This is a genomic window from Actinoplanes sp. 13 (genome assembly GCF_056134165.1).
On the sequence record NZ_JBVYOQ010000005.1, the window covers coordinates 176,304 to 201,519 of the forward strand.

The window sequence follows — 25,216 nt, forward strand, 5'->3', positions numbered from 1 at the left end:
CCCCTCCCCCTAGGGTGTCCCGAAGGGGGATGCAAACACGCCACTGGAGACGGTGGTTAACCTCGATGTAACTTCGCCGTGATAAGTCCAATCCGACTTACTTGAACTGGCTCGCATAAGCCCCGCTGGGCGCGATGTTCGTGATCACGTCGATAAGCACACCGTCCGGACCCGCGACGATGAAATGCCGCTGGCCGAACTCCTCGCTGCGGATCTCCAGCAGCGCCTCCAACGGGCCGTCGACGACGAGCCGCCGCCACTCGGCGTCCACATCGTCGATCTCCAGGTTGAGCAGCAGCCCCTGGGCGGAGGCGCCGCGATAGGCGGCCGGGATGGTCTCGTGGGCGCCGTCCAGGATGGCGAGTTCCGCTTCGCCGCGGCGCAGGCTGACGTACCAGTCGGCTTCGAAGGTCGTCTCATACCCGAAGTGCTCGCGGTAGAAGGCCGTCGTGGCAGTCACGTCCTTGGTCATCAGTACCGGGTACATCGTGCTCCCTCGCTTACATACACTGTGTCGGTAAGCCGAATATACATACATCGCGTATGTAAAAGAAGGGCGCGGGATGGCACGAGCGACGAAGGAGCAGAGCGAGATCACCGCGCGGCGGATCCAGGAGGTGGCGACATCACTGTTCGCCGAGCGGGGGTACGCCGCTGTGGGTCTTGCTGAGGTGGCCGCATCGGCGCAGGTCACGCGCGGGGCGGTGTATCACCACTACCGGGACAAGCAGCACCTGTTCGAGGCGGTGGCGGCGGCCGCCCAGCAGCGGGTGGCGGACGCGGTGACTGCTGCGGCGTCCGCTGCGGAAGGTCCGTGGGAAGGGCTGCTCGCGGGGTGCCGTGCGTTCCTCACCGCGAGCGTCACTGACAGGCATCGCCGGATTCTGCTGGTGGACGCACCGTCGGTGATGGGGTGGAGCATGTGGCGCAGCCAGGATGCCGATGCCTCCGGTCATCACCTGGTGGAGGCGGTCACCGAGTTGGCGTCCGCGGGCATCTTGACGATCACCTCGCCGCCGGCGACTGCGGCGCTGCTGTCGGGGGCGATGAACGAGGCCGCCCTGCACATCGCCGCGGCCGCCGATCGCGAGGCCGCCCTTGAGGAAACGTGGTCCGACCTGTTGCGCCTCCTGCGCGGGCTGCTCCACGAGCCCGCTACCGGCCCCTGCGCCAGCGCCTGCGCCAGCCCCTCCGCCAGCGCCTCCACCGGCTCCTCCACCAGCCCCTCCGCCAGCGCCTCCACCGGCTCCTCCGCCAGCGCCTCCACCAGCCCATCTGCCAGCGCCTCCACCGGCTCCGCCGCCAGCCCCTCCGCCAGCCCGACCACCGCTCCGGCCGTCGGCCCTTCCACCCGCCGCCGAACCGATAGCGTGGCGCCGTGACTTCCGGACCGGCCCGCTTCGGCGGGCGTACCAACGTCGTTCTCGCCGTCGTCCTCGACTGCGCCGACCTCGACCGCTCTGCCGCCTTCTGGTGCGAGGTGCTCGGTTACCACCCTCCGTCGTCCGGGCCAGGCCCCTACCGCCGCCTGCTCCCACCCGGCGGCAACGGCGTCGAACTCCTCCTCCAGCAGGTTCCCGAGCCAAAAACCGCCGCCAAGAACCGCCTCCACCTCGACCTGCGGGTCCCCGACCTCCAGGCCGAGGTGGACCGCATCCTCGCCGCCGGCGCTCGGCGGCTCACCGACGAGCCCGTCCACGAGGAGGGCTGGATCTGGCACGTCCTCGCCGACCCTGACGGCAACGAATTCTGCGTGCTGCAGCCGCCGGCAGAGCGATTGACCTGAAGGCCCCGCATCGGCACGACCTGCCAAGCGCCCCGCCTGTCCCGCGCGACGCCGCCTGACCGTCCGCGTCCGAACAGGCCGTCGCCTGACCGTTCCGTGTGCGCAAAGCCGCTTCCTGTTCAGCACGCGTCGCCGAAGCACAGCAGTCCCAACCGGAAGGCGGCGTCCCGCGCCAGCAGGAAACCGACGATGCCGACGATCCACGACAGCGCGTTGCTGTTGGCCATCCAGGTGCTGACCCGGTTGAGCAGCGGCTCGATCCGCGTGCCCGTGACGAGCCGGAGCGCCAGGAGCACCAGCGCCGGCACGACCATCAGCAGGCAATAGCCGGCCATCACCAGCGCCAGCTGCGCCGCCGGCAGCTCGGCGGTGGTCAGCAGGCCGATCGCCGCGAGGTAGGGCAGCATGGTCGTCACCTCGGCTGCCGCCGCGGCGAGCGCCAGCCCGGCCACGCCCACCGCGCCGCCGCCGTCGGCAAGGGCGCGTTCTCGCCAGCGGAGCAACCGCCCGCCGCCGGACGCCTGTTTGTTCTTGCGGTCCAGCCGGAAGCTCCAGAAGAACAGCGCGACGCCGAGGACCAGCTGGACCCAGATCGCCGGCTCGGTGTTGATCAGCCTGCTGATCTGTGGCAGAAACGCGTCGGCGCCCAGGGCCACCGCGATGCCCACGCCGAAATAGAAGGTGGCGACCGTCCCCAGGAAGACCAGCATGCGACCGGGCCGCACCCGGCCGGGATGCAGCAGCAGCCAGATCGGGATCAGCAGGGTCCCGAAGCTGGTCGAGTCGATCAGGGCCAGCAACGCCAGAGATGCCAGGAGGGCGAGGTCCATGCCGCTCACTCTCCAGCCGGCGCCGCCCTGCGCGCGTCGGTCGAAGGATGACAGTGGCACCCAGGCGCATACATCTTTCGACCGACGCCACGCCCAGGCGTTCGTGATGGGATGAGGCGGTGAGGTTCAAAGACCGCTGGCGGGGCAGCACCCGCTTCCAGGATGTCGTCACCGCCGCGGGCACGTTCGCGGCGGGGCTGGCGTTCAACCTGGTCGGCCTCACCGACACGTGGTCGTTGGTGGAGGTCGCCGCCCTGGCCGGCGCCTCCGCGTGGTGGCACACCGTCCTGCTCGCGCTGGGGTGCGTGGTCATGCTCGGCAAGCGCCGCCGCCCGGTGCTGATGCTCGGCGCCGGTGTCGTCCTGGGCGCCGTTGACCTGATGCTCGGCGGCAGCGTCGCGGTGGTCCTGGTGCTGTTCGACCTGATCTTCTCGGCCGGCCTGTTCGCGTCCGCCCGCGCCCGCACCGCGGTGGCAACCACAGTGTTCGTGGTCATCGGCACGGCCAGCGTCGTCGGCGGCCTCGCCCTGGGCGATCTGCGCGTCGCCGTCTTCATCGGCCTGCAGCTGACCACGTTGCTGTTCGTTCCGCTGTGGTGGGCATCCAACATCCGCCAGCAGCAGCGGCTGGGCGCACTCGACGCCGAGCGCACCGCGCGGGAGGCGGTCCTGGCCGAGCGCGCCACGATGGCCCGCGACCTGCACGACGTCATCGCCGCCCACCTGTCCACCACAGCGATCCACTCCGGCGCGGCGCTCGCCCGGCCACCGGACACCGAACGTGACCGGGCCACCCTGCAGGCCGTCCGCACGAGCAGCCTCGCCGCCCTCGAAGAGATGCGCTCCATGATCATGGTGTTGCGGGCCGACGACCGGCACAGCACCGATCCCACGCTGCCGGGCGGCCTCGACCGCCTGCCCGACCTGGTGGCCGAGGCCTCCGCCGGTGGGCTGCGGGTCGAGGCGACCACGGACGATGTTCCCGAGGTCGCCGCCGTCGTCTCGCACACCGTCTACCGCACGGTCCGCGAAGCTCTCACCAACGCGGCCAAACACGCTCCCGGATCGACCGTGCGGCTGGACGTCGCCCACGTCGGCGGGCGCATCGCGGTGACGGTCACCAACGACCTGGCCCGCGACCACCGTGTCGACCATGCCTCGCTCAGCTCCGGCACCGGCTTGGTCTCCCTGCGCGAACGGGCCACCCTCCTCGGCGGCGACCTCACCGCGGGCCCCGACGGCGACCACTTCCGGGTCCGCGCCACGCTTCCCCTCCACCCGGCCGCCAGCGGGAGCACACCGTGAAACCACGCCCCACCCGAAACGCACCGACACGTCGCGACGGCCGCTCGGGTCGACCGTGACCACGCGCCAGCCGCTCCGGTCGACCGTCATGTCGCGACGGGCGCTCGGGTGGGCCGTTGTGTCGCGACGGCTCCTCAGCCGCGCTGTGATGGCGCGGCGGGCGCTCGGGTGGGCCGTCCGGCAACGAGGAGAAGCGGGAGGCGGGCCGCGCGCAGCAGGCGATCGGGGCAGGCCTCGCCCCGGTCGAAGCGGGACGGCGCGGCGGGCGATCGGGGCGCACTGTGAGTGATCAGCAGATTCGTGTGCTGCTCGCCGAGGACCACGCCGCTATCCGGTTCGCGATGCGCGTGATGCTGGACGAAGCTCCGGACATCGTGGTGGTGGGTGAGGCCGGGGACGGCGCAGTGGCTGTGCGGCAGGCAGCGGCGTTGCGGCCGCATGTCGTCTTGATGGACATACAGATGCCGGGTACCGATGGCATCACTGCTACTCGGGAGATCACTGCGGCCGGGCTCGCCGAGGTTTTGATCTTGACCACGTTCGACTTCGATGAGTACGTCTTCAACTCGTTGCGCGCCGGGGCGGCCGGTTATCTGCTCAAGACGGTCGAGCCTTCAGTGTTGATCGACGCGGTGCGCCGGGTGGCGGCCGGTGACGGCTTCCTGGCGCCTGAAGTGACCCGCCGCCTGCTCACGGCCTTCGTCGCCGCCGAACCAGCCTCGGCCGCGCCGTCCGCCGCGGCGCAGAAGGTCAGCCACCTCACCGATCGCGAGCGCGACGTCCTGGCCGCGCTGGGTCGCGGCCTCTCCAACGCGGATCTCGCCACCGCTCTCACCATCACCGAGAAGACGGCCAAGACCCACGTCAGCCGCGTGCTCGCGAAACTTGGCTGCGCCTCACGAGTGCAGGCCGCCATCCTCGCGAAGGAGGCCAACCTCGCCTGAGACAACTGATCACCCAGCCGCGAGCCGCTGCCGCTCGGCGGCGCCAACCAAGCGGGCGCTGCCACTCAGCCAAGCAGGTGTTGCCGCCCCAACCGAGCAGGCGCTGCCGCCCCAACCGAGCAACGCTGCCGCGCCAACCGAACAGGCGCTGCCGCTCAGCTGAGCCGGTGACGCCAGGCGCTGAGCTCAGCTGCGCCAGGCGAGCAGGCGTCGCAGATGTGGGTCCTCCTCGCCGGGCACCGCACCGGGATCGCCGGTCACCACCTCGCCGCCGGCGCCGTCGATCGTGACGAAGGTGCCTTCTGGCAGCTGCCGGGTGCCGGCGTGCAGGCAATGCGCGGCTTCGTCGATGACGAGTTGGGTAGCTCCTACCACTGCGGGCTTGCCCAGGGACCGGGCGACTACCGCCGCATGGCTTGTCGGTCCGCCTCTGCTGGTCACTACGCCCGCCGCTGCGGCCAGGCCGTGCATGTCGAGCGGTGAGGTGTGTGGTCGGACCAGGATCACCGGTCCGTCGGCGGCCATCCGGGCCGCGCCGTCGGCGGTGAGCGCGATGCGGCCCGCCGCCACGCCGGGGCTGGCGCCTTGTCCGCGAGCGATCACGTCCAGGCCGTCGCCGGCCCGGATCCGGGGGGTGTGCGCCAACCGCACGTCCCGCGACGAGATCCGCTTCAGGGCCTCAGTTCGGTCGATCGCGCCCTCGTCGACGAGGGACACCGCCGCCCGCACAGCTGCCCTTCCTACCAGTCCACCCGCTCGCACCTGGAGGAACCAGAGACGCCCCGACTCGTACGTGAACTCCACGTGGCACACGTCCCGGTAGTGCTGCTCCAGCACGGCCAGCGCTTCGACCAGGTCCGCCCACACTGCCGGCTCCCGCGCGGCCAGGGCGTTCAGCGGCTGCGTCACTGATTCGCCGGCTACTACCGCGTTCCCTTGCCGGCCGAAGAGCACCTCGCCGAAGACGGCCGGCTCGCCCGTGCGGGGGTCACGGCTGAACGCCACACCGGTGCCGCTGCGGGAGTCCCGGTCGCCGTACACCATGGCCTGAACGATCACCGCGGTGCCGAGGTCGTGGTCGATGCCGTGCAGCTCGCGATAGGTGATCGCCCTCGGCGTGTGCCACGAGGAGAACACGTCGCCGACCGCCGGCCGCACATCGGGCATCGCCACGTTGAGCAGGGTGTTCATCATGCCCGGCATCGACACCGCCGCCCCGGACCGCACCGACACCAGCGGCCCGCCACCGGATGACTCGGCCACGGGGCGGACAGGATCAGCCGCAGAAGGGACAGCGCCGGCCCCGGCGCGGACAGGATCAGCCGCGGAAGGGACAGCGCCGGCCCCGGCGGGGACAGGATCAGCCGGGGAAGGGACAGGGCCGGCCGCGGGCGGGACAGGGCCGGGGTCGAGGTCGAGGTCGCCCGCGGAGGGAACGGATCCGGCCGCGGAACGGCCGAGCGGGGCCGAGGAGGCGACGAGTTCGCGCACCGCCTGGTCCAGTCCGTCCGGCAAGCGGCCACCGTCGAGGAATTCCCGGCAAGCTGCGGTGTCGATGACGAGGCCGGGCGGCACGGGCAGTCCCAGGCGCAGCATCGTCACGAGGCCCGCGGCCTTCGCGCCGATCGCCGTTGCGGGAAGTTTCAGGGACGGTTCCAGGATGTGCAGGTGGTTCACCGCGGGATGCCCAACGTCACCAGCAGGTCTTCGTGCAGCTGGAACCACACCCCGTGGTACGAGTCCATTGTCGTGGCCAGGTAGCTCCACTCCCCTGCTTCGGCTCGTTGGAGAGCGCGGTTCAGTCGTACCCCATAAGGCTTGAAACGCGGCAACGCCGCAGCCAGATCCGCACACACCCCGGCCGCGCGCCGGTCCAGATCGGTGAAGCGGGCCAGCACCCGCGCGCCGAACGTGGGGTCGTCCGACCGGTCGACCGCCGCCGCGCTGAGGTCAAGCAGTTCCGGGTTCAGCACCAGGAACCGCTCGTACGCGTCCGTCACTGCTGCCCGCGCCCCCGCGGCGTCCAGCTCGGCAGCGGTCCGCTCGGCGTCCGCCGCCTTGCCCGCCTCGGTCAGCCCCCACGCCGGGAACGGCGACGGGGTCCGCACGACCAGCCCGCCCACCGCCAGGTCGATCAGCTCCGACTCCACCTCGTCCGCCGGCCGCCCGCAGACGTCGGCCACCCGCGACAGGTCGGCGTATCCGATGCACCGCAGCGTGTGCAGAACCGTGCTGGTCATGCCCGTTCCCCTTTCGTGCCGGCGATGGCCGCCGCATGCCCGGCGCCCCGCCCGCGTGCCCGCGCGACGATCACCCCGTCTTCGATCCGAACCGCGCCTTCAACGTCGTCAACGGCCGCCGCCGAGACGCCGGAGACGCCGGCCGCCGGCTTGCCGGAAGCCGGGCCGCCGGAAGCCGGCCCGCCGGAAGCCGGGCCGCCGGCAGAGAACCCCACCGCTTCGGCGACCGAGCCGTCTTCATCGAGCACCACCCGCACCGGCCCACCCGCCGGACCGAACACCCGCCGCAGACAGATCGCCAGATCCGTCAAGCGCAGGCGAATCAGCGCCCGACCTCCGCCGCATCCGACGTGACCACCACAACCGTCACCGGCTCCCCCGGCCGGGCGGCCCGCACCGCCTCCTCCGCCCCGCCGAGGCGCCGCGCACCCAGCACGACCACGACGCCGTCCCCGCCCAGCCCCACCGGCCCGTCGACCAGGACATCGGTGACCGCGTCCGGCGGTGACCACGACTCCGCGCACAACTCGGCCGGTGCGATGTACGGCAGGTGCGGCGGATCCCAGTCGTCCGCACCCTCCATCGCCGCCAGGTAGCGACAGGCGCGGGCCACCTCGAACGGATCGCCGAACCCGGCCGCCGTCCGAGCCAGATGGTCAGCTCCGGTCAGCAGCGTGAGCATCAGCTCTGCCAGCCGGACCCGGCGACCGGCCCGCGGCCGCGCCACCTCCAACCGCACCGCCAGCAGCAGCGTCTCCATGGCGACCAGTTGCGCCTGCACCGCCCGCCCCGCCGCGTCGTCGAAGACGCCGGCCACCGACAGTGACCGGAACCGGGCGGCGGCGGGCGTGTCGGCCGCGAGCGGGAGACGCTCCAGCCACACTCGGGCGAACGCCTCCGCCGCCTCGGCCACGTCACCTGGTGGCGTCGCGCCGGGCGGGATCTCCCGGCTCTGCAGGGCGTCGAGCAGGACGGCCAGATAGAGCGACCGTTTGCTCGGAAAGTTGGAATACACCGCCCCGCGGGTCAGGTCGGCCCGCTCGGCGATCCGGTCGACCCGGGCGTCCGCGTAACCGCGTTCGGCGAATTCCGCCGCTGCCGCAACCAGCACCGACGCCCGCGTGCGCTCCTGTTGCTGTACCCGGGTCAGCCTCACGCCGCCACGATACTCACAACATTCGGATGTTGAGAACATCTGAGTTGTACGACCTTGACCCTCGACCTGGTCGAGGCACCAGTCTTCGGCGCATGGATCTGAACGACCACGTCATGACCGAGATGGGCGCCGCCGTCGAACGGGGCCGCGCCGGCGACCGAGAAGAGGCCCGGATCGCCCTGGAGAAGTTGTGGGAGCGGGTGGGCGCAGACGGCGACGCGCTGCACCGCTGCAGCATCGCGCACTACACCGCTGACCTGCAGGACTCGGTGGCTGACGAGCTGATGTGGGACGAGCGGGCCCTCGCCGCCGCCGACCTCGGCGACGAGCGCTTCCACGGGTTCCTGCCGTCGCTGCGCCTCAACCTGGCCGACGCCCACCGCCGGGCCGGCAACGCGGACCAGGCGAGGCACCATCTGGCGGCCGCGGCGGCTGCTGTCGACGTGCTTCCCGACAATGAGTACGGCCAGATGATCCGCAGGGGGATCGAGCGGAACAGAGCCGCCCTGGCCGAGACCAGCTGACACCCGTTTCGGGGCGCGACCAGCTCACATACGCCGCAGCACCGAGACGACCTTGCCGAGGATCACCGTGCGGTCGCCGTCGATCGGCTGGTACGCCGGGTTGCGTGGCTCCAGCAGCACGTGCCCGCCGGTGCGGCGGAACACCTTGACCGTCGCCTCCTCGTCGATCATCGCGGCGACGACGTCCCCGTTGTAGGCATCGGGCTGCTGCCGGACCACCACGATGTCCCCGTCGCAGATCGCCGCGTCGATCATCGAGTCCCCCTGTACCCGCAAGGAGAACAGGTTGCCCCGCCCCACCAGGTCGCGGGGCAACCTCAGGGTCTCCTCGGTCACCTCGTCGGCGAGGATCGGCGCACCGGCCGCGATCGTGCCGATCAATGGCACGCCGACCGAGGACCCGTCGCCGGCCTCCCGGGTGACCGGTTCCAAATACATCCGCACGTCGATCGGCCGGGTCACGGTCCGGCCCCGCCGGACGAAGCCGAGCTCCTCCAGGCTGCGCAGATGCCGGCTCACGGACGAGGTCGACGCCAGCCCGACGGCGTCCCCGATCTCGCGGGTGGACGGCGCGTGGCCGTGCTTCACCGCCCAGTCGCGGATGACGGTCAGGATGCCGCGCTGCCGCGGGGTCAGGACGGACGTGTCGAGTTCCTCGGCCCAGTGCACCAAAGGATCTTGTCAGAGAGTGACGGCCGGAACCGCGACGGCGCGCCGCGACCACGTTGACCCATAGTCAAATAATCTTTATATTGCCCGGCATGGCCAAGGCGATGCGGGAGCCCACGTTCTGGATCCTGACCGCCCTCGCGGGCGGCCCGCAGCACGGTTACGGGGTGATCCAGGAGGTGACCCGGCTCTCCGAGGGCCGGATGACGATGCTGGCCGGCACGCTGTACGCGGCGCTCGACCGCCTGCACGCCGAAGGGCTGGTGGACATCGACCGGGACGAGGTCGTCGACGGCCGCAACCGGCGTTACTACCGGCTCAGCAGCGGCGGTGTCCTGGCGCTGAACGAGGAGACCGACCGGCTGGCCCGCAACGCGCGGACCGCGCGGGCGCAACTGTCGGCGCGACGGGCCCCGGCGCCCCGGCCCGAGCTGGGCACCGCGTGAACCGGCCGGCGCTGGAACGGCGATACCGGCGGCTGCTTCGGTCGTACCCCCGAGGTCGTCGCCGTGATGAACTGCTCGGCACCCTGCTCGACGCCGCGCCCGCCGGGCGCACCCGGCCGACGCTGCGGGAAAGCGCCGACCTGCTCCGCAACGGGTTGCGGGCCCGGCTCGGCCGGCCGCGCAGCCGCGGCGTGGTGGTGCTGGCCGTGCTGGTCGCGATCACCGTCGGTCATCTTTTCGGCGCCGTCGGCACCCGGCTCGCGTGGGAGGCGGCGCCCGGCTATCCGACCGGCGAGCGGCTCGCCGAGATCACCGGGACGGTGTTCCCCGGGACGCCCGTCGACGGGGATCGCACTGCCGACGGCCTGTTCTTCGACCCGATGACGACGTCGGCCGAAGGGATCTTCCGGACCGGGCACAGCGAGGACTTCGAGTACGCGACGTACGACTTCGGCCCCCGGGACGGATTCGTCACCGGCGGGTTCCGGGCCTGGACCGATCAGGCCGCCCAGCGCCTCGTCGCGGCCGGCTGGACGGTGCACAGCGTCGAGGTGACCGGTGCGACCGACATCGCCACCGGCAAGATCGACGACACCGGACGCCACCTCAGAGCCACCCGCGACGCCCTCAGCCTCGAGGTGGAGACCGACGTCAACACGGTCGGCGTCCCGAGCGGCGCCTTCTACGCGCTCGGCACCCTGACCCGGCTCCCGCCGTGGTTCGTCACCGCGGCCGGTGCCGTCGGCGGCCTGCTCGGTGGGCTGGCCGGCTGGCTGGTCACCGGGTGGGGGGTGCGCCGCACCGAGGAGGCCGGCGCCGCCGTCCGCGGTCTGGCCGGCTCGCTGCTGGTCGCGGCGCTGGTCCTGACGCTGCCGATGACCCTTCTCGGCGTCGCCGGCCTCCTCCTCGAGCCGTGGTCGAGCATCCCGCCGCACCAGCCGTTCTGGTCGCTGAACGTGACCTGGGGTTTCGGCTGCACCTGGCTGGCCGCGCTGCTCGCCGTCGCCGCCGCCGGCGTGGTGGTCCTCGCCGGACGCCGGCCGGCCGACGATCCGCACGCCGCCTTCGTCACCGGGCGCCGGCCGTGAGGAATGCCTGGACTGCCCGGTCGCCTTCGGCGTTGCGGCCCTGAACCGAGTGCCCCATCCCGGCGATGACGACGAGCCGGCCGTGCGGTGTGCGGGCGGCCTGCTCCCGGGCCCACTCCACCGGCGTGGACAGGTCCCGATCACCGTTGATGAGCAGCACCGGCATGGTCAGGGCCGAGTACGGGGGTCGCGGGCTGGGCCGGGCCGGCGGCCAGTGCCGGCAGCCCTGGACGATGCCGTGCTCCACAGCGGTCCTCGGCTCGAACGGCCACACCTCGGCCGGCGAGATCTTGTCCAGGGCGCGCGCCACGGCCTCGTCCCGGAAGCGCGGCGGTGTGCTGGAATCACCCCACGGCGCACTGCGCAGGTCCGCGCAGAGCGTGGCCACGTGCAGGCCGGCGCTGAACTCGGCGGGTGGCGTGACGGCGCCGTTCCGCACATCCGCGATGGCGGCGTTCAGCGGGCCGGGGTCGCCCTGCGCGGCCCGGTGCAGCAGGTCGAGCACCGGATAGAACGTGGTCCCGGTCAACTTCGGGTCGACGATGCTCGCGATGACGAGCAGGTCGAACACTCCCACCCCGTTGTCGTGGCGGCGCACCACCTCGGCGAGTTCGGCCGCCGGGTCGTACCCGCACTGTTGCTCCCGGCACGCGCTGCGCAGCACCTGGCCGGTGCGGCGCAGGCCGGCCAGATAGAGGGCGTCGGGATCGTTCTGCGGCACGACGGAGTCGAGGACCATCCGGTGCACCCGGTGCGGATGGGTCAGGCCGTAGTGCGCGGCCACGAAACTGCCGTACGAGACACCGTCGAGCGTCCACCGCGCCACCCCCAGCGCCCGGCGCAGGTCGTCGAGATCGGCCACGGTGTCCGCGGTGGTGTAGTGGTGGCGGTCGCCGCCGAGCAGGTCCGCACATTCCCGGACCGCGGCCGCCGACGGCGGGGTGATGTCCGAGGCGCCGACCTCCGCCTGCAGCCGCGGGCAGTCGATCGCGCCGGCGCCGGTGCCCCGTTGGTCGATCATGACCATCCGGTAGTCGCCGAGCAGGTACGACAGCCGCTGGGAGATCCGGGGCACGAGCGCCGGACCGGGCTGTCCCGGACCGCCGGCAAGCACCATCAGCACGCCCCGCGGAGCGTCGGCGTTGCCGGCGACGGCGACGCGGAGCCGCAGCACACCGGGCCGGCGGCCGCTGCGGTCGAGCGGCACGGTCAGGTGGGCACAGGTGAACGTGGTGATCTCAGGACACGGCTGGGCGCCGGTCAGAGCCGGCGGGGAGGCGGAGGCGGCGACACCGACCGGAGCGGTCAGCACCACGGCCATCAGGACGGAGACGGTCCGGCGGAAGGCGCGCATGGCGTCCATCCGACACCGCGGTGACCGTGGCGACGTTGGACATCGATGCTCATTCTTCGGTGAACAGCCTGCTCGGTGGCCGGCCGAGATGTCTGCGGACGACCCGGGTCAGGTGTGACTGGTCCGCGAAGCCGTAACGGGCGGCCAGCGTCCGCAGGCATCCGGCGCCGTCCTGCAGGTCCCCGAGGACCGCACGGACCCGCATCCGGTTGCGATAGCCGGTGAGGGTCTCCCCGGTCACCGACCGGAAGATCCGGCTCAGGTGGTGCGGCGAGCAGTTGACCCGCGCCGCGAGCTCCACCAGTCCGTCCGCGTACCGCCCGTCCGCCAGGGCCTCCTGAGTGTCCGCCACCAGGCGGCGGTGCACCACGGCGGTCGACGGGCGGACCGGGCCACCGCGCTCGGCGGGCGGGGTCAGCCGGCCCAGGATCACCCGCAGACGCTCCGCCATGTCGAGCGCGTCGAAACCCCGCCGGCAGGCGGCCACGAGCAGGCGGTGCCGCAGGTCGGTCGCGTCGTCCACGGGGAACCGGCACGCCTGCCGCGGCCACCGGCCGGCCACCTCCGGTTCGAGCTCCACCGCGGTGAAGGTGTCACCACAGCCCAGTGGGTGGGCCACGCGCAACTCGTCGCCGGGCCGGGTCAGGACCGCGGTGCCGCTGTCGACGAAGATCTCCTCCCCGTTGACCTGAAGCAGGTAGGCGCCCGACCGGGGCAGCACGAGCCGGCGCACCGACTCGTACGCGACCCCGCCGAACCGTTCGCCCTCCACCCCGCACCGGGCCTCGAACACCCGCATCCCGTCGACGTGGCCCAGGCACCTGCCGGTGCCGGGCTGCCCGGCGTAGCGGGCCTCGCACTGCCGGCATCTCTCGCGCATGGGGCCTCCCCTTTGCATGATGGTCCTGCTCGGAGGCAACCGCAGGCGCTAGGGTGCTGCATCATGACCGTGCGGGTGGCGATGTGGTCCGGGCCGCGCAACATCTCGACCGCGATGATGCGCAGCTTCGGTGCCCGCCCCGACACCGTGGTCGTGGACGAGCCGCTCTACGCGCACTACCTTGCGGTGACCGGTCTGGACCATCCCGGCCGGGACGCGGTCCTCGCCTCGCAGCCGACCCGCTGGCAGGACGTGGCCGCCGCCCTCACCGGACCGCTGCCCGGCGACCCGGCCGTGCAGTACCAGAAGCACATGACCCACCACCTGCTGCCGGAGATCGGCCGGGACTGGCTGGGCGGGCTGAGCCACGCGTTCCTGATCCGCGATCCGGCGCACGTGGTCGCCTCCTACGCGCGGGTGCGCGGCGAGCCGGCGCTGCAAGACCTCGGCTATCCGCAGCAGGCCGAGATCTTCCGGACCTTCGGCGGCCCGGTGGTGGACGCCGCCGACGTGCTGCGGGACCCGGCGGGCACGCTGACCAGGCTCTGCGAGGCGCTCGGCCTCCGCTTCGAGGAGGCCATGCTCAGCTGGCCGGCCGGCCCGCGCGACACCGACGGCGTGTGGGCACCGCACTGGTACGCGGCGGTGCACGCCTCCACCGGCTTCGCGCCCTGGGACCCGTCACCCGCCGACGTGCCGGACCGGCTCCGCCCGCTGGTCGGCGCCGCCGAGCCGTACTACGCCGAGCTGGCCCGGCACCGGCTATAGCACCGGCACCCCGTGGAACCTCGCGTGCTCCTGATAGATCGCCGCGAGTCGCTTCGTCAACGGCCCTACCTGACCGTTCCCGATCACGCGTCCGTCGATCGTGGTCACCCCGGCGATCTCCCCCATCGTGCCGGTGCAGAAGACCTCGTCGGCCGCGTACATCTCGGTCAGCGACACATCCCGCACCACCGCCGGGATCTGATGGACCGCCGCCAGGTCCAACACCGTCTGCCGGGTGATCCCTTCCGGGCACGCCGCCGTGGTCGGGGTGATCAGCGCCGGGCCGCTGACCACGAACAGGTGAGTCGCGTTCGTCTCCGCCACGAACCCTCGCGCGTCCAGCATCAGCGCGTCGTCCGCCCCGGCAACGTTCGCCTCGATCTTGGCGAGGATCGAGTTCAGCAGGTTGTTGTGGTGAATCTTCGGATCCAGCACATCCGGCGACGGCCGCCGGACACTCGCCGTCACCAGCCGCAGGCCACCGGTGTCGTACACCGGCGCCTTGTGCTCCGCCAGCACGATCAGAGTCGGACCCGCCTGGTTGAGGCGCGGATCCATCCCACTGGTCACCTTCACGCCCCGGGTCAGCGTGAGCCGGATGTGCACCCCGTCGCTCATGTCGTTCGCCCGCAGCGTCTCCCGGATCGCGTCGATGATCACCGCATCGCCCGGGATCTCCGCGAAGTTCAGCGCCGTCGCCGACCGCCGCAGCCGCGCCAGGTGCTCGGTCAGCCCGAAGATCGCCCCACGGTAGACCCGCAACCCCTCCCAGACCGCGTCCCCACCCTGCGCCACCGAGTCGAACGGCGAGAGTCCGGGCTGGTCACGGTGCAGCAGCGCGCCGTTGACCCAATACTTGACGTCGGCGTTGCGCTCGTCATAGACCTGGAGCATCGCTCGATCATAAAACCGCGGCCCGCCGCCGTCGCACGCCCCGCGACGCGCTTTCTGCTGATCAGCCCTTCTTGTGGTACGACCCATCACCGGTCCCGTAGCGTCACCGCGACCGGCCTGCCACGCACGGCGCTGCCGCGCCCGCCGGGCTGACCTGCCGTGCCCGGCCCCACCCCACCGCGCACCGTGGGGACTTAAGGTGCGCTCCGCACCCGAAATCACCACGCACGCTCGCCAACCAGGCAGCGTGGGGACTTGGGGTGCGCTCCGCACCCGAAATCACCACGCACGCTCGCCAACCAGGCAGCGTGGGGACTTGGGGTGCGCTCCGAGCCCTAAATCACCACGCGCTTGACGTCGGGGTGTGTGGGGGACACCGCGGTTCGGGCGGCGCGGCGGAGCATCGCACGGACCACATAGGGGTGGAACAGGCGGACCAGTCGCAGGTAGTGGCCGCCGGTGGCGTGGGTTGCCACTGTCACGGTCGTGAAGTCCCGGCCGGGCGTCACCAGCACGCCGGCCCGGAATCGCACGTGTGACTGATCGGCGCCCAGCAGCACCTCCCGCTCACCGCGCGCCACCGTGTCGAACGCCGACCGGTCGCCGCGTTCGATGCCGAACGGGGTCACCAGCGCGTTGCGCAGCCGCAACAGCCCGGCGACCAGGGCGGGCGGATCCTGGAAGACCCGGTCGGCCCAGTCCTGCGGGTCGGGACTCACCCCGGGCGGAACGCGTACGGCGTACGCATCGGCCAGGTCTGGATCTGGTATCGCCTCGTGCAGCAGCGCCGCCTCGTCCGGCACCGGCACCGTCCGGACCCGTGACGGCGCGAACGCGACCACCATCCGCGCCCGCAGCGGGTATCGCACCGTCCGGGTGCCGGCGGCGTTGTCCAGCAGGTGCTCCAGCACCGCGTCGTGGCAGCTGCGGACGACCGCCGGCCACAGCAGCCGCATCAGCCCGGCCGGCCGGGCCACCAGACGGTGCCGCAGCAGGCAGGATCCGGCATCGATCGGTTCCACCGTGAACGTGTGGGTGCCGACCAGGCCGATCCGCGGATCGAAGGTCGCTTCCACCCGGCGCCCCGGCTCATAGCCCGTCACCCGGTAGCGCACCGGCCCGTGCCCGCCCATGGCGCCCAAGCCGAGGTCGCGGTCGAACCGCATCGGCGGCCAGCTGCGCGACGGCCAGAGCGGATCGTCCACCGAGCCGATCCGGTCGAGCAGCCGCCCGACCTCCTCGGCCGGCGCGGTGATCACACGTTCGTGCACGTTCTCCATGGCGATCAGGCCTCCATACGGTCCCGTATGTTTTCCGTACTGTAGCGTATGGACATGGCCTCGACCCGCCTCACTGTCGACGACTGGACAGCCGCGGCCCTGGAGGCGATCGGCCGCGGCGGCCTGGCCGCCGTCGCCGTCGAGCCCCTCGCCGCCCGCCTCGGCGCGACGAAGGGCAGCTTCTACTGGCACTTCGCCAACCGGGACGCGCTCATCGAAGCAGCCCTGCACCGCTGGGAACGCGACCACACCGACGCCGTGATCGCCCAGGTCGAGACCCGGCCCGACCCGCTCGCCAAGCTGCACCTGCTCCTGTCCACGGTGCTGGAGGCCACCGCACTCCCCACCGCCGACTCGATCGAACTCGCCATGCTCGCCACCGCGGCACATCCGCACGTGGCACCAGTCCTGGCGCGCGTCACCGAACGGCGCGTCGCCTACACCGCGTCGCTCTTCGAGGCCCTCGGGCTCCCGCCGGCCGAGGCCCGGCACCGGGGCCTGCTGGCGGTCAGCGCCTACCTCGGGCTGGGCCAGCTGACCCACGCCGCCCCGCGGGCGGTGCCTTCCGCCGCCGACCGCGGGGCGTACGTCGACCGCGTGGTCCAGCTCCTGACGGCCCGGTGAGGGCGGACCCTAAGGCTCCGACTGCATCCGGACCAGGTCGTCGCCGGTGCCGCTGCGGTAGTACAGCACCGAGCGCCCTGACCGCCGCCGGCTGAGGAGTCTGGCGTCCAGCAGCACACGCAGGTGACCACCGACCGAGCCGAGCCCGGCCCCGGTCAGCGCGACCAGTTGGCTGGTGCTCATCGGGGTGTCCAGCGCGGCGAGGACGGCGGCCCGCACCGGTCCGAGCAGCCGGGCCAGCGCCTCGGGCGTCGCGCCGCCCCGTGCGGGAGCGAGCAACCCCGAGCACGGATAGACGACGGCGAACCGGTTGTCCTGCGGATCCGACGCCACCCAGCCCCGGTGGGCAGTCGCGGGAACGAGGACCAGCTCGGCACCGGCGAGGTCCCGCGGCGGGTGGTCGTACGTGTTGATCTGGAGGCGACCGTCGCCGAGCCACCGCATGCCGGGCCGCATGCCGTCCAGCGCCGCAGCCCAGCCGCCGGAGCTCAGCTGCTGCGTGCGCGCCACCACGTCGGCCTCGAACGTCCGGCTGCGCCGCGGCCAGTCCGGCTCGACGCAGCGGCGCCAGACCCACGACAGCAGACCGGCGACCCGTGCCCCGCCGTCCGGCGCCGTCAGCACCTCGGGCACCGGCCCCTGCACGGTGATGGCCAGGTCAGCGAGGAAGGCGGCAGGCGTGGTTGCGCGTACCCTGTCCAGCTCGTCGTCGATGGACCGGTCGCCGGGCCGCGGCGGCACGGTCAGGAACCCCGGCATCCAGGTCCGCCGGAACGCCACTGCGGCGAACGTCGCCGCGAACGGGTCCGCCGCGACGCGCTCCCGGAAGGCGGCCCGGTGTTCCGCCGTCCCCCCGCCCGCGCCGACCGGCGCCGGCCTGCCGATCAGCATCTTCAGGCAGGCGACCGTCTCGGCCAGCGACGACACCGCGAAGCGGCTCCGCGCGAGGGTGTCCGAGCCGACCAGCCACACCCCCACGCCAAGCCCCCGTCCCGTGCCACGTTTCGTCTCCACATGAAACTCTAGGACCGCTGCGGCGGCATGCCGAGACTGCCGTCATGAACACGTACCGGGAGTTGTTCCGCGCGCCGGAGTTCACACCGCTGTTCGCCGCCGCCTCCGCCACGGTCGCCGCGCGTACGGTGAGCGGCCTGGCCCTCGCCACCCTGGTGTACGGGGCGACCGGCTCCCCGTTGCTGTCCGCGCTGAGCCTGTTCGGCTCCTCGTTCGCGCAGGTGATCGGCCTGTTCACCGTGTTGTCCGCAGCCGACCGGCTGCCGCCCCGGGAGGCGACGGCCGGCATCGCCGTGCTGCTCGCCGCAGGCACCGCGATTCTGGCGCTACCCGGGCTGCCCGCCTGGGGTGTCGTGGTCGCCGTCCTCGGTATCGGGCTGGTCAACTCGGTCGCCGGCGGGGTGCGCTGGGGACTGCTGCACCAGATCCTGCCGGCCGGGCACTACCTGCTGGGCCGGTCGGCGTTCACCATCGCGGTGGGCACCATGCAGATCGCTGGGTTCGCCGCGGGCGGCCTGCTGCTGACGGTGGTGTCGCCGCGCCAGGCGCTGCTGCTCGCCGCCGGACTCAACCTGGTCGCCGCGGTCGTGGCCCGGCTCGGGCTCTCCGCCCGAGCGCCGCGCGCCACCGGCCGCCCGTCGATCCGCGGCACCTGGCACGTCAACGCCCGGCTGTGGAGCGCACCGGCGCGGCGCATCACCTACCTCGCGATGTGGGTGCCCAACGGCCTGATCGTCGGCTGCGAGGCGCTGTTCGTCCCGTACGCGCCCGCGACGGCCGGCGCGCTGTTCGTGGCCACCGCCCTCGGGATGCTGACCGGCGACGTCCTCGTCGGCCGGTTCGTCGCGCGCCGGCACCGGAGGTGGCTGGTCACGCCGCTGCAACTGCTGCTGGCCGGACCCTTCCTGCTCTTCGCACTGCCGCTGCCGGCCGGCCTGGCCCTGGCCGCCGCCGCTCTCGCCGCGACCGGTTTCAGTGCCGGGCTGCTCCTGCAGGAACGCCTGCTGGCCGACATCGGCGACGACATCCGCGGCCAGGCCCTCGGCCTCCACTCGGCCGGCCTGCTCGCGATGCACGCGGTCGGCGCCACCCTGGCCGGCGCCGTGGGTGAGATCCTCCCGGCCGGCAGCGCGATGGCGGTCATGGCGCTGGCCTCGCTGGGCGCCACCGCGCTCCTCACAGCGGCGGCCCGCCGCCTGACCGGGCCGCCGGCCGGCGTCAGTCGACCCACTGCGATGCCCTGACCCCGGGTCCGCGGCTTGTCGCCGGGCGGCGCGTCGAACTCGGGCGGCCGGGCGTGCTCGACGTATGCCTCGACTGTGTTCGGACGCAGGCACACCTGACCACCCGGCTGCGTGGGGCCCGGCAGTTCCTGGCCTTCGGGCGAGTTGCCGCGCATACGCTGACCGTCGACCGGTTGCACTTCACAACCGGTCGGGGTAGCGTCGCTGCATGGCAAAGCTGATCTATTCCATGATCACGTCCGTGGACGGCTTCGTGAGCGACCCGGACGGAGAGTTCGGCTGGGGCGCGCCCGAGGAGGAGTCGCACCGGTTCATCAACGATCGGATGCGCGAGTTCGGCACCTTCCTCTACGGCCGCCGGATGTACGAGGTGATGACCTACTGGGAGACCGCGGACACGCTGCCCGACCAGCCGGACTTCATCGTCGAGTGCGCCCGGATCTGGCAGGCCGTCGACAAGGTGGTCTTCTCCACGACACTCGCCGAGCCGGTCACGGCGCGCACCCGGATCGAGCGCTCCTTCGACCCGGACGCGATCCGCAAGCTCAAGGCGGAGTCGGAGCTCGACATCACCGTCGACGGCCCCACGCTGGCCGCGCACGCGCTGCGCGCCGGGCTCGTCGACGAGATCCAGCTGATCGTCGGCCCGGCGATCGTGGGTGGCGGGCATTCGTTCTACCCCGACGGCCTGCGGGCCGAGCTGGAGTTGCAGGACATGCGGCGGTTCAGCAACAGCGTGGTCTATCTGAACTACCGCGTCGTCAAGTGATCGTTCTTCAGGTCCTGCTCGGTGCCGCCCTGCTCCTCGCCGGGACCGGGCACCTGACGTTCGCGCGCGCGGAGTTCCAGGCGCAGGTGCCATCATGGCTGCCGCTCGACCCGGACTTCGTGGTCCTCGCGTCCGGTGTCGTCGAGGTCATCCTCGGTCTGGCCCTGCTCGCCACCTGGCGGCAGCCGGCCCGCGGCCTCGTCGGCGCCGTCACCGCGGTGTTCTTCGTCGCCGTCTTCCCGGGCAACATCGCCCAGTTCGTGGAGCAGAAGGACGGGTTCGGGCTCGACAGCGACGTCGCCCGTGGCGTCCGGCTGCTCTTCCAGCCGGTTCTCGTCCTGTGGGCGCTGGCGGCGACCGGCGCGATCGGGACCCTGCGCAGTCTCAGACGGTCACGCACCCGAAGCTAGCGCGAGAGCCGGCCACACAAGAGCAGCGGGTCGGCCGCACCGGGAGCACGCGGGTCGGCCGCATGCAAGCACGGGAGCCGGCCGCGCGGCGCGGGAGAACGCGAGCGGAGCCGCCGCGAGCCGCAACCCGAGCAGGCTGCGGCTCAGCGGCGAACGTCAGGCCGGCGCGTCGAGGCGCCGGCGTTCCGCACCGATCGTCGTGTCGTCGCCGTGCCCGGTGTGGACCACCGTCTCGTCCGGGAGCGCGAACAGCTTCTCCCGGATCGAGGCCACGATCAGGTCGGCGTCCGAGTAGGACCGGCCGGTCGCGCCCGGCCCACCGTTGAACAACGTGTCGCCGGTGAAGACCTCACCCAGCTCGGCGACGTAGAGGCAGACCGCCCCGGGCGCGTGCCCCGGCGTGTGCAGCACCGTGAGCGTGGTCGCCCCCGCCTTGATCTTGTCGCCGTCGGTGAGGTCGGTGTCCCAGGCCACCCCTTCGCCGTGGGTCAGCTCCCACAGCGGCCGGTCGCCCGGGTGCAGCAGGATCGGCGCGCCGGTGCGTTCGCGCAGCGCGGGGGCCACCCGGACGTGGTCGTCGTGCGCGTGGGTGCAGATGATCGCGCTGACCTGGCGGTCGCCGACGACGGCGAGGATCGCGTCCACGTCGTGCGGGGCGTCGATCACCACGCATGCCGCGTCGTCGCCGATCACCCAGATGTTGTTGTCCACGTCGAACGTCTGCCCGTCCAGGCTGAACGTTCCGGACACCACCCCGTGGCCGACCCGGGCGCGGCTCACAGGACCACCACCGAACGCAGCACCGGGTCGGCGTGCCCGTGCATCCGGCCGAACGCGGCTTCCACGTCGCCGAGGCCGATCTCCTCGGTGACGAACGTGTCCAGGTCGAGCCGGCCCTGCTTGTAGAGGTCCACCAGCATCGGGAAGTCGCGGCCGGGCAGGCAGTCGCCGTACCAGCTGGACTTCAGCGCGCCGCCCCGGCCGAACACGTCGATCAGTGGCAGGTCGGGCACCTTCATCTCCGGTGTCGGCACGCCGACCAGCACCAGCACGCCGGCCAGATCGCGGGCGTAGAACGCCTGCTTCCACGTCTCGGGACGGCCGACCGCCTCGATCACCACGTCCGCGCCGTCGGCACCCTCGTACGTCTCGGCGGCGATCCGCTTGATCTCCGTCACCGGGTCGGTCCTCGACGAGTCGACCAGGTGGGTGGCGCCCATCGTGCGGGCCGTCTCCAGTTTCCGGGCGTCGATGTCGACCGCGATGATCGGGCTCGCGCCGGCCAGCGCCGCACCGGCGATCGCGGCGACGCCGACGCCACCGCAGCCGATCACCGCCACCGACTTGCCGCGGGTCACCGCACCGGTGTTGATCGCCGCGCCGATGCCGGCCATCACGCCGCAGCCTAGCAGGCCGACCGCCGCGGGCCGGGCGGACGGATCCACCTTGGTGCACTGCCCGGCGGCGACCAGGGTCTTCTCGGCGAACGCGCCGATGCCGAGGGCGGGTGACAGCTCGGTACCGTCGGCCAACGTCATCTTCTGCTTCGCGTTGTGGGTGTTGAAGCAGTAGTGCAGGTCACCGCGCTTGCAGGCCCGGCACTGTCCGCAGACGGCACGCCAGTTCAGCACCACGAAGTCGCCGGGTGCCACCTCGGTCACGCCGTCGCCGACGGACTCGACCACGCCGGCCGCCTCGTGGCCGAGCAGGAACGGGAAGTCGTCGTTGATGCCGCCCTCCCGGTAGTGCAGGTCGGTGTGGCACACCCCGCACGCCTGGATCCGCACCACCGCCTCACCGGGGCCGGGATCCGGCACGTTGATCGTCACCAACTCGACCGGGGCGCCCTTGGCACGTGCCACAACGGCTCGGACCTGCTGCATCTCGACATTCCTCTCGGCCGGGCGACATGAGCGATCAATCGCTCAGGATAGTCACTGCGGCGCCGCCGGTCTCGATCACCGGCGGGTGTCACCGCCCGGAACGCGCCGTGCCATGCTGTGGCTTGTCATGAGCCTGGGCATCATCGGTCAGGCGGCCGGTCTGTTCGCCGTCACCAACGTCGACGACATCCTGATCCTGGCGTTGTTCTTCGCGCGGGGCGCCGGCCACCGGCACACCACCCGCACCATCCTGGCCGGGCAGTACCTCGGGTTCGCGGGGATCCTGGCGGTCGCGGTGGCCGCCGCGTTCGGCGCCACGTTCCTGCCCGACGAGGCGATCCCCTATCTGGGGCTGCTCCCGCTGGCGCTGGGCGTCAAGGCCGGCGTCAGCGCCTGGCGGCACCGCCACGGCGACGCCGAGGAGCAGACCGGGAGCGGCGCCGGCGCACCCGGGATGCTGGAGCTCGCGGCGGTGACCTTCGCCAACGGCGGTGACAACATCGGCGTCTACGTTCCCGTGTTCGCCACCGCCGGGGCCGGTGCCGTCACCGCGTACGTCATCGTGTTCCTGATCCTGGTGTCGGTGTGGGTGGCCGCCGGCCGATTCTTCGCCACCCGGCCGGTGATCGCGAAGGCGCTGAGCCGCCGGGGCCATGTGCTGCTGCCGATCGTGCTGATCGGGCTGGGTCTGCTGATCCTCATCCAGGGTCGCTGAGCAGGGCCGCCGCCATCCGGTCCAGGACCGCGCCGCCGGTCGCGCTGAACGGATCACCCAGGCACCCGTGCGCCGCGTCCGCCTGGAAGTGCACGTCCACCTGGACGCCGGCCGCCCGCAACTGCTCGGCGTAGGCCTCCCCCGACGCCCGCAACGTGTCGGCCTCGCAGTTGACGATCAGCGTCGGCGGCGTGCCGGTGAGATCGCCGTTGGCGGGGAACGCGTACGGATCGGTCAGCAGTTCCGGATTCCCGCCGACGTAGTGCAGGCTCATGTCCGCCACCCACTTCGGCGAGAAGAACCCCGCCCCCGGGAACTCCCGGACGATCGCGAACTGCGAGGCCGGCCAGTCCGGCAGCTCCGCGTGCAGCGCCGGATAGATCAGCAGCAGCGAGGCGGGCAGCGGACCGGCGCCGTCGCGCAGGCGCTTGGCCACCCCGGCGGTCAGATTGCCGCCCGCGCTGGCACCGCCGAGGTGCAGGCGCCCGGCGGGCACGCCGAGCCGGCCGGGGTCGGCGACCGCCCAGTTCCACCCGGCCAGGACGTCGTCGGAGCCGTCCGGGAAGTGGCTGCCGTGCAGGGCCTTGCGGTATTCCACGGTGAGCACCGAGCAGCCTCGGGCGGCGAGGGCCAGGCCGACCCAGTGCGCCTCGGCCATCGCGATCGTGCCGCTGACGAACGCGCCGCCGTGCACCCACACCAGCGCCGAGCGAGCGTCGCCGAGACCGCGGTACAACCGCGCCGGCTGGGCGCCGATGCTGAACTCGCTGACCTCGACGGTGGACAGCTCGGGGAAGCGGGCGAACAGCTCGAGGTCGGTGGGCCCGGGATAGGGCAGATCACCGCCCACCTCCAGCATCCGGACGAAGTCGGCCGCGGCCGGCAGGTCCCGGCCCATGGCCCGGGCCAGGACCGCCCGCTGGACCGGACGGGGCATCCGGCGGATGACCCGGAGCGCATGGCCGCGCAGGGTGGCGGGGTTCATGCAGCGAGATTACGGCGGCCCGGCACGGAATCGGTCCCGCCACTCAGCCGCCGCTCAGCACTCGATCACGTTGACGGCCAGACCGCCCCGCGCGGTCTCCTTGTACTTCACCTTCATGTCGGCGCCGGTCTCCTTCATGGTCTTGATGACCTTGTCGAGGGAAACGTGGTGCCGCCCGTCGCCGCGCAGCGCCATCCGCGCCGCGGTGACCGCCTTGACGGCCGCCATCCCGTTGCGCTCGATGCACGGGATCTGCACCAGCCCGCCGACCGGGTCGCAGGTGAGCCCCAGGTTGTGCTCCATCCCGATCTCCGCGGCGTTCTCCACCTGCTCCGGGGTGCCGCCCAGCACCTCGGCGAACCCGGCCGCCGCCATCGCGCAGGCCGAGCCGACCTCACCCTGGCAGCCCACCTCGGCGCCGGAGATCGACGCGTTCTCCTTGAACAGCAGCCCGATCGCCCCCGCCGTGAGCAGGAACCGGACCACCCCGTCGTCGTCCGCGCCGGGCACGAAGTCCCGGTAGTACCGCAGCACCGCCGGGATGATGCCGGCCGCGCCGTTGGTGGGCGCGGTGACCACCCGGCCGCCGGCCGCGTTCTCCTCATTGACAGCCATGGCGTACGCGGTGAGCCACTCCATCGCATGCTCGGCCGGCCGGCCCGCGGCCCGCAGCTGACGAGCGGTGGCCGCCGCCCGGCGCCGCACCTTCAGCCCGCCGGGCAGGATCCCTTCCGCGTCCAGGCCCGCGTCGATGCAGTCGCGCATCACCGACCACAGGAGCAGGAGCCCGGAACGGATCTGTTCGGGCGATCGCCACGCCGTCTCGTTGGCGAGCATCAGGCGCGCGATCGACAAGCCGGTGGCCCCGGTGAGCGACAGCAGCTCGGCACCCGTGGTGAACGGGTAGAGCAGGGACGTGTCGTCCGCTCGTACCCCAGCCGGCCTCTCATCCACGACGAAGCCGCCGCCGACCGAGAAATAGGTCTTGCGCAGCAGCTCGGCGCCGTCGGCGGCGAGCGCGGTGAAGATCATGCCGTTGGGGTGGCCGGGCAGCGTCCGCCGCCGGTGCAGCACCAGGCCGACGCCGGTCCGGCCGCCGTCCGGCAGGGTCAGCACGCCCGCGTCGCGGATCCGCGCGGCCCGCTCGTCAGCGGTGGCCACGTCGACGGTCTGCGGGTCCGAGCCCTCCAGCCCGAGCAGCACCGCCTTGGGCGTGCCGTGACCATGACCGGTGGCGCCCAGCGACCCGAACAGCTCGGCCCGCACCGTCGCGACCGGCAGCCCGGCGAGGTGCCCGGCGAACAGGCGCGCGGCGCGCATCGGGCCGACGGTGTGCGAGCTGGACGGGCCGATGCCGACCGAGAAGAGGTCAAAGACGGACACGGCCATGCGGAGGCTCCCTTGGCTGG

Annotated in this window: 29 protein-coding genes; 13 read left to right on the plus strand and 16 right to left on the minus strand. The window is 72.2% G+C overall.

All coding sequences use genetic code 11. The features are described from left to right. Nucleotides 1-97: 97 nt before the first annotated feature. A complete protein-coding gene (locus tag AC0NH5_RS13320; RefSeq protein WP_474403275.1) occupies nucleotides 98-487 on the minus strand; it encodes a VOC family protein in 390 nt (129 codons plus the stop codon). 76 nt (nucleotides 488-563) lie between these two features. On the opposite strand from AC0NH5_RS13320, the gene AC0NH5_RS13325 reads away from it, so the two are divergent. After that, the gene (locus AC0NH5_RS13325) at nucleotides 564-1,382 is read left to right on the plus strand and encodes a TetR/AcrR family transcriptional regulator (protein WP_474403277.1); all 819 of its coding nucleotides are present in this window, start codon (nucleotides 564-566) and stop codon (nucleotides 1,380-1,382) included. Beyond that, nucleotides 1,379-1,786 carry a VOC family protein gene (locus AC0NH5_RS13330; protein ID WP_474403279.1) on the plus strand — a complete coding sequence of 136 codons (408 nt, stop codon included), beginning with the start codon at nucleotides 1,379-1,381 and terminating at the stop codon, nucleotides 1,784-1,786. The genes AC0NH5_RS13325 and AC0NH5_RS13330 overlap by 4 nt, the downstream gene beginning before the upstream one ends. A gap of 119 nt (nucleotides 1,787-1,905) precedes the next feature. Here AC0NH5_RS13330 and AC0NH5_RS13335 read toward each other — a convergent pair whose 3' ends face one another. Then, nucleotides 1,906-2,616 (minus strand): GAP family protein, encoded by a 711-nt coding sequence (locus AC0NH5_RS13335; RefSeq protein ID WP_474403281.1) that lies wholly within the window; start codon nucleotides 2,614-2,616, stop codon nucleotides 1,906-1,908. 119 nt (nucleotides 2,617-2,735) lie between these two features. Between AC0NH5_RS13335 and AC0NH5_RS13340 the strand changes: the two genes are divergently transcribed. Both AC0NH5_RS13340 and AC0NH5_RS13345 read left to right on the plus strand, forming a co-directional pair. Further along, nucleotides 2,736-3,920, plus strand: a complete 1,185-nt coding sequence (locus AC0NH5_RS13340) for a sensor histidine kinase (RefSeq protein WP_474403283.1) — start codon at nucleotides 2,736-2,738, stop codon at nucleotides 3,918-3,920. Nucleotides 3,921-4,222: 302 nt separating this feature from the next. Beyond that, nucleotides 4,223-4,864 (plus strand): response regulator, encoded by a 642-nt coding sequence (locus AC0NH5_RS13345; RefSeq protein WP_474403285.1) that lies wholly within the window; start codon nucleotides 4,223-4,225, stop codon nucleotides 4,862-4,864. 186 nt (nucleotides 4,865-5,050) lie between these two features. Here the strand turns inward: AC0NH5_RS13345 and AC0NH5_RS13350 are convergent, their stop codons facing one another. Genes AC0NH5_RS13350 through AC0NH5_RS13365 form a run of 4 tightly spaced genes read right to left on the minus strand, consistent with a single transcriptional unit; the run spans nucleotide 5,051 to nucleotide 8,260 of the window. After that, complete coding sequence (locus AC0NH5_RS13350) at nucleotides 5,051-6,541, minus strand: PEP/pyruvate-binding domain-containing protein (RefSeq protein ID WP_474403287.1); 1,491 nt, start codon at nucleotides 6,539-6,541, stop codon at nucleotides 5,051-5,053. Next, nucleotides 6,538-7,104: a transcriptional regulator gene (locus AC0NH5_RS13355; RefSeq protein ID WP_474403289.1), complete on the minus strand. Its 567-nt coding sequence runs from the start codon at nucleotides 7,102-7,104 to the stop codon at nucleotides 6,538-6,540. The genes AC0NH5_RS13350 and AC0NH5_RS13355 overlap by 4 nt, the downstream gene beginning before the upstream one ends. Continuing rightward, nucleotides 7,101-7,415 (minus strand): hypothetical protein, encoded by a 315-nt coding sequence (locus AC0NH5_RS13360; RefSeq protein ID WP_474403291.1) that lies wholly within the window; start codon nucleotides 7,413-7,415, stop codon nucleotides 7,101-7,103. Before AC0NH5_RS13360 ends, AC0NH5_RS13355 begins: the two co-directional genes overlap by 4 nt. Before the next feature lie 11 nt (nucleotides 7,416-7,426). Then, a complete protein-coding gene (locus AC0NH5_RS13365; RefSeq protein WP_474403293.1) occupies nucleotides 7,427-8,260 on the minus strand; it encodes a TetR/AcrR family transcriptional regulator in 834 nt (277 codons plus the stop codon). A gap of 92 nt (nucleotides 8,261-8,352) precedes the next feature. Between AC0NH5_RS13365 and AC0NH5_RS13370 the strand changes: the two genes are divergently transcribed. Then, on the plus strand, nucleotides 8,353-8,784 hold the full coding sequence (locus AC0NH5_RS13370) for a hypothetical protein (protein WP_474403295.1): 432 nt from the start codon (nucleotides 8,353-8,355) through the stop codon (nucleotides 8,782-8,784). A 24-nt stretch (nucleotides 8,785-8,808) separates the two neighbouring features. Here AC0NH5_RS13370 and lexA read toward each other — a convergent pair whose 3' ends face one another. Then, nucleotides 8,809-9,453, minus strand: a complete 645-nt coding sequence (gene lexA / locus AC0NH5_RS13375) for a transcriptional repressor LexA (protein ID WP_474403297.1) — start codon at nucleotides 9,451-9,453, stop codon at nucleotides 8,809-8,811. A 92-nt stretch (nucleotides 9,454-9,545) separates the two neighbouring features. On the opposite strand from lexA, the gene AC0NH5_RS13380 reads away from it, so the two are divergent. Together AC0NH5_RS13380 and AC0NH5_RS13385 are read left to right on the plus strand one after the other, a co-directional pair. Further along, complete coding sequence (locus AC0NH5_RS13380; protein ID WP_474403299.1) at nucleotides 9,546-9,899, plus strand: PadR family transcriptional regulator; 354 nt, start codon at nucleotides 9,546-9,548, stop codon at nucleotides 9,897-9,899. Beyond that, nucleotides 9,896-10,987, plus strand: coding sequence for a hypothetical protein (locus tag AC0NH5_RS13385; protein WP_474403301.1), 1,092 nt, complete (start codon nucleotides 9,896-9,898; stop codon nucleotides 10,985-10,987). Before AC0NH5_RS13380 ends, AC0NH5_RS13385 begins: the two co-directional genes overlap by 4 nt. Here AC0NH5_RS13385 and AC0NH5_RS13390 read toward each other — a convergent pair. Further along, a complete protein-coding gene (locus AC0NH5_RS13390; RefSeq protein WP_474403303.1) occupies nucleotides 10,968-12,350 on the minus strand; it encodes an alpha/beta hydrolase in 1,383 nt (460 codons plus the stop codon). The two genes, AC0NH5_RS13385 and AC0NH5_RS13390, sit on opposite strands and share 20 nt — an antisense overlap. A 40-nt stretch (nucleotides 12,351-12,390) precedes the next feature. After that, entirely contained in the window at nucleotides 12,391-13,221 is an 831-nt protein-coding gene (locus tag AC0NH5_RS13395; protein ID WP_474403305.1) for a helix-turn-helix transcriptional regulator, read from the minus strand. Nucleotides 13,222-13,284: 63 nt separating this feature from the next. Here AC0NH5_RS13395 and AC0NH5_RS13400 point away from each other — a divergent pair, with 63 nt between their 5' ends. After that, on the plus strand, nucleotides 13,285-13,989 hold the full coding sequence (locus AC0NH5_RS13400) for a sulfotransferase-like domain-containing protein (RefSeq protein WP_474403307.1): 705 nt from the start codon (nucleotides 13,285-13,287) through the stop codon (nucleotides 13,987-13,989). On the opposite strand, the gene AC0NH5_RS13405 is transcribed toward AC0NH5_RS13400, so the two are convergent. Together AC0NH5_RS13405 and AC0NH5_RS13410 are read right to left on the minus strand one after the other, a co-directional pair. Continuing rightward, nucleotides 13,984-14,883: an aminotransferase class IV gene (locus AC0NH5_RS13405; RefSeq protein WP_474403309.1), complete on the minus strand. Its 900-nt coding sequence runs from the start codon at nucleotides 14,881-14,883 to the stop codon at nucleotides 13,984-13,986. The genes AC0NH5_RS13400 and AC0NH5_RS13405 overlap by 6 nt on opposite strands. 335 nt (nucleotides 14,884-15,218) lie before the next feature. Beyond that, on the minus strand, nucleotides 15,219-16,163 hold the full coding sequence (locus AC0NH5_RS13410) for a DUF2867 domain-containing protein (protein WP_474403311.1): 945 nt from the start codon (nucleotides 16,161-16,163) through the stop codon (nucleotides 15,219-15,221). A gap of 54 nt (nucleotides 16,164-16,217) precedes the next feature. Here AC0NH5_RS13410 and AC0NH5_RS13415 point away from each other — a divergent pair, with 54 nt between their 5' ends. After that, complete coding sequence (locus AC0NH5_RS13415) at nucleotides 16,218-16,787, plus strand: TetR/AcrR family transcriptional regulator (protein WP_474403314.1); 570 nt, start codon at nucleotides 16,218-16,220, stop codon at nucleotides 16,785-16,787. 9 nt (nucleotides 16,788-16,796) lie between these two features. On the opposite strand, the gene AC0NH5_RS13420 is transcribed toward AC0NH5_RS13415, so the two are convergent. Beyond that, the gene (locus AC0NH5_RS13420; protein WP_474403316.1) at nucleotides 16,797-17,765 is read right to left on the minus strand and encodes a transcriptional regulator; all 969 of its coding nucleotides are present in this window, start codon (nucleotides 17,763-17,765) and stop codon (nucleotides 16,797-16,799) included. A gap of 80 nt (nucleotides 17,766-17,845) precedes the next feature. On the opposite strand from AC0NH5_RS13420, the gene AC0NH5_RS13425 reads away from it, so the two are divergent. The 3 genes from AC0NH5_RS13425 to AC0NH5_RS13435 all read left to right on the plus strand — a co-directional run bounded on the left by AC0NH5_RS13425 (nucleotide 17,846) and on the right by AC0NH5_RS13435 (nucleotide 20,224). Then, entirely contained in the window at nucleotides 17,846-19,045 is a 1,200-nt protein-coding gene (locus tag AC0NH5_RS13425; RefSeq protein WP_474403318.1) for an MFS transporter, read from the plus strand. A gap of 208 nt (nucleotides 19,046-19,253) precedes the next feature. Continuing rightward, entirely contained in the window at nucleotides 19,254-19,814 is a 561-nt protein-coding gene (locus AC0NH5_RS13430; protein WP_474403320.1) for a dihydrofolate reductase family protein, read from the plus strand. After that, a complete protein-coding gene (locus AC0NH5_RS13435; RefSeq protein WP_474403322.1) occupies nucleotides 19,811-20,224 on the plus strand; it encodes a DoxX family protein in 414 nt (137 codons plus the stop codon). Before AC0NH5_RS13430 ends, AC0NH5_RS13435 begins: the two co-directional genes overlap by 4 nt. A 156-nt stretch (nucleotides 20,225-20,380) precedes the next feature. Here AC0NH5_RS13435 and AC0NH5_RS13440 read toward each other — a convergent pair whose 3' ends face one another. Both AC0NH5_RS13440 and AC0NH5_RS13445 read right to left on the minus strand, forming a co-directional pair. Then, a complete protein-coding gene (locus tag AC0NH5_RS13440; RefSeq protein ID WP_474403324.1) occupies nucleotides 20,381-21,004 on the minus strand; it encodes an MBL fold metallo-hydrolase in 624 nt (207 codons plus the stop codon). After that, nucleotides 21,001-22,107: an S-(hydroxymethyl)mycothiol dehydrogenase gene (locus tag AC0NH5_RS13445; protein WP_474403326.1), complete on the minus strand. Its 1,107-nt coding sequence runs from the start codon at nucleotides 22,105-22,107 to the stop codon at nucleotides 21,001-21,003. Before AC0NH5_RS13445 ends, AC0NH5_RS13440 begins: the two co-directional genes overlap by 4 nt. Nucleotides 22,108-22,234: 127 nt before the next feature. Here AC0NH5_RS13445 and AC0NH5_RS13450 point away from each other — a divergent pair, with 127 nt between their 5' ends. Next, a complete protein-coding gene (locus tag AC0NH5_RS13450) occupies nucleotides 22,235-22,822 on the plus strand; it encodes a cadmium resistance transporter (protein ID WP_474403328.1) in 588 nt (195 codons plus the stop codon). Here the strand turns inward: AC0NH5_RS13450 and AC0NH5_RS13455 are convergent. Both AC0NH5_RS13455 and AC0NH5_RS13460 read right to left on the minus strand, forming a co-directional pair. Continuing rightward, nucleotides 22,806-23,807 carry an alpha/beta hydrolase gene (locus AC0NH5_RS13455; RefSeq protein WP_474403330.1) on the minus strand — a complete coding sequence of 334 codons (1,002 nt, stop codon included), beginning with the start codon at nucleotides 23,805-23,807 and terminating at the stop codon, nucleotides 22,806-22,808. The two genes, AC0NH5_RS13450 and AC0NH5_RS13455, sit on opposite strands and share 17 nt — an antisense overlap. A gap of 54 nt (nucleotides 23,808-23,861) precedes the next feature. After that, a complete protein-coding gene (locus tag AC0NH5_RS13460) occupies nucleotides 23,862-25,196 on the minus strand; it encodes an L-serine ammonia-lyase (RefSeq protein ID WP_474403333.1) in 1,335 nt (444 codons plus the stop codon). Between the last annotated feature and the right edge of the window lie 20 nt (nucleotides 25,197-25,216).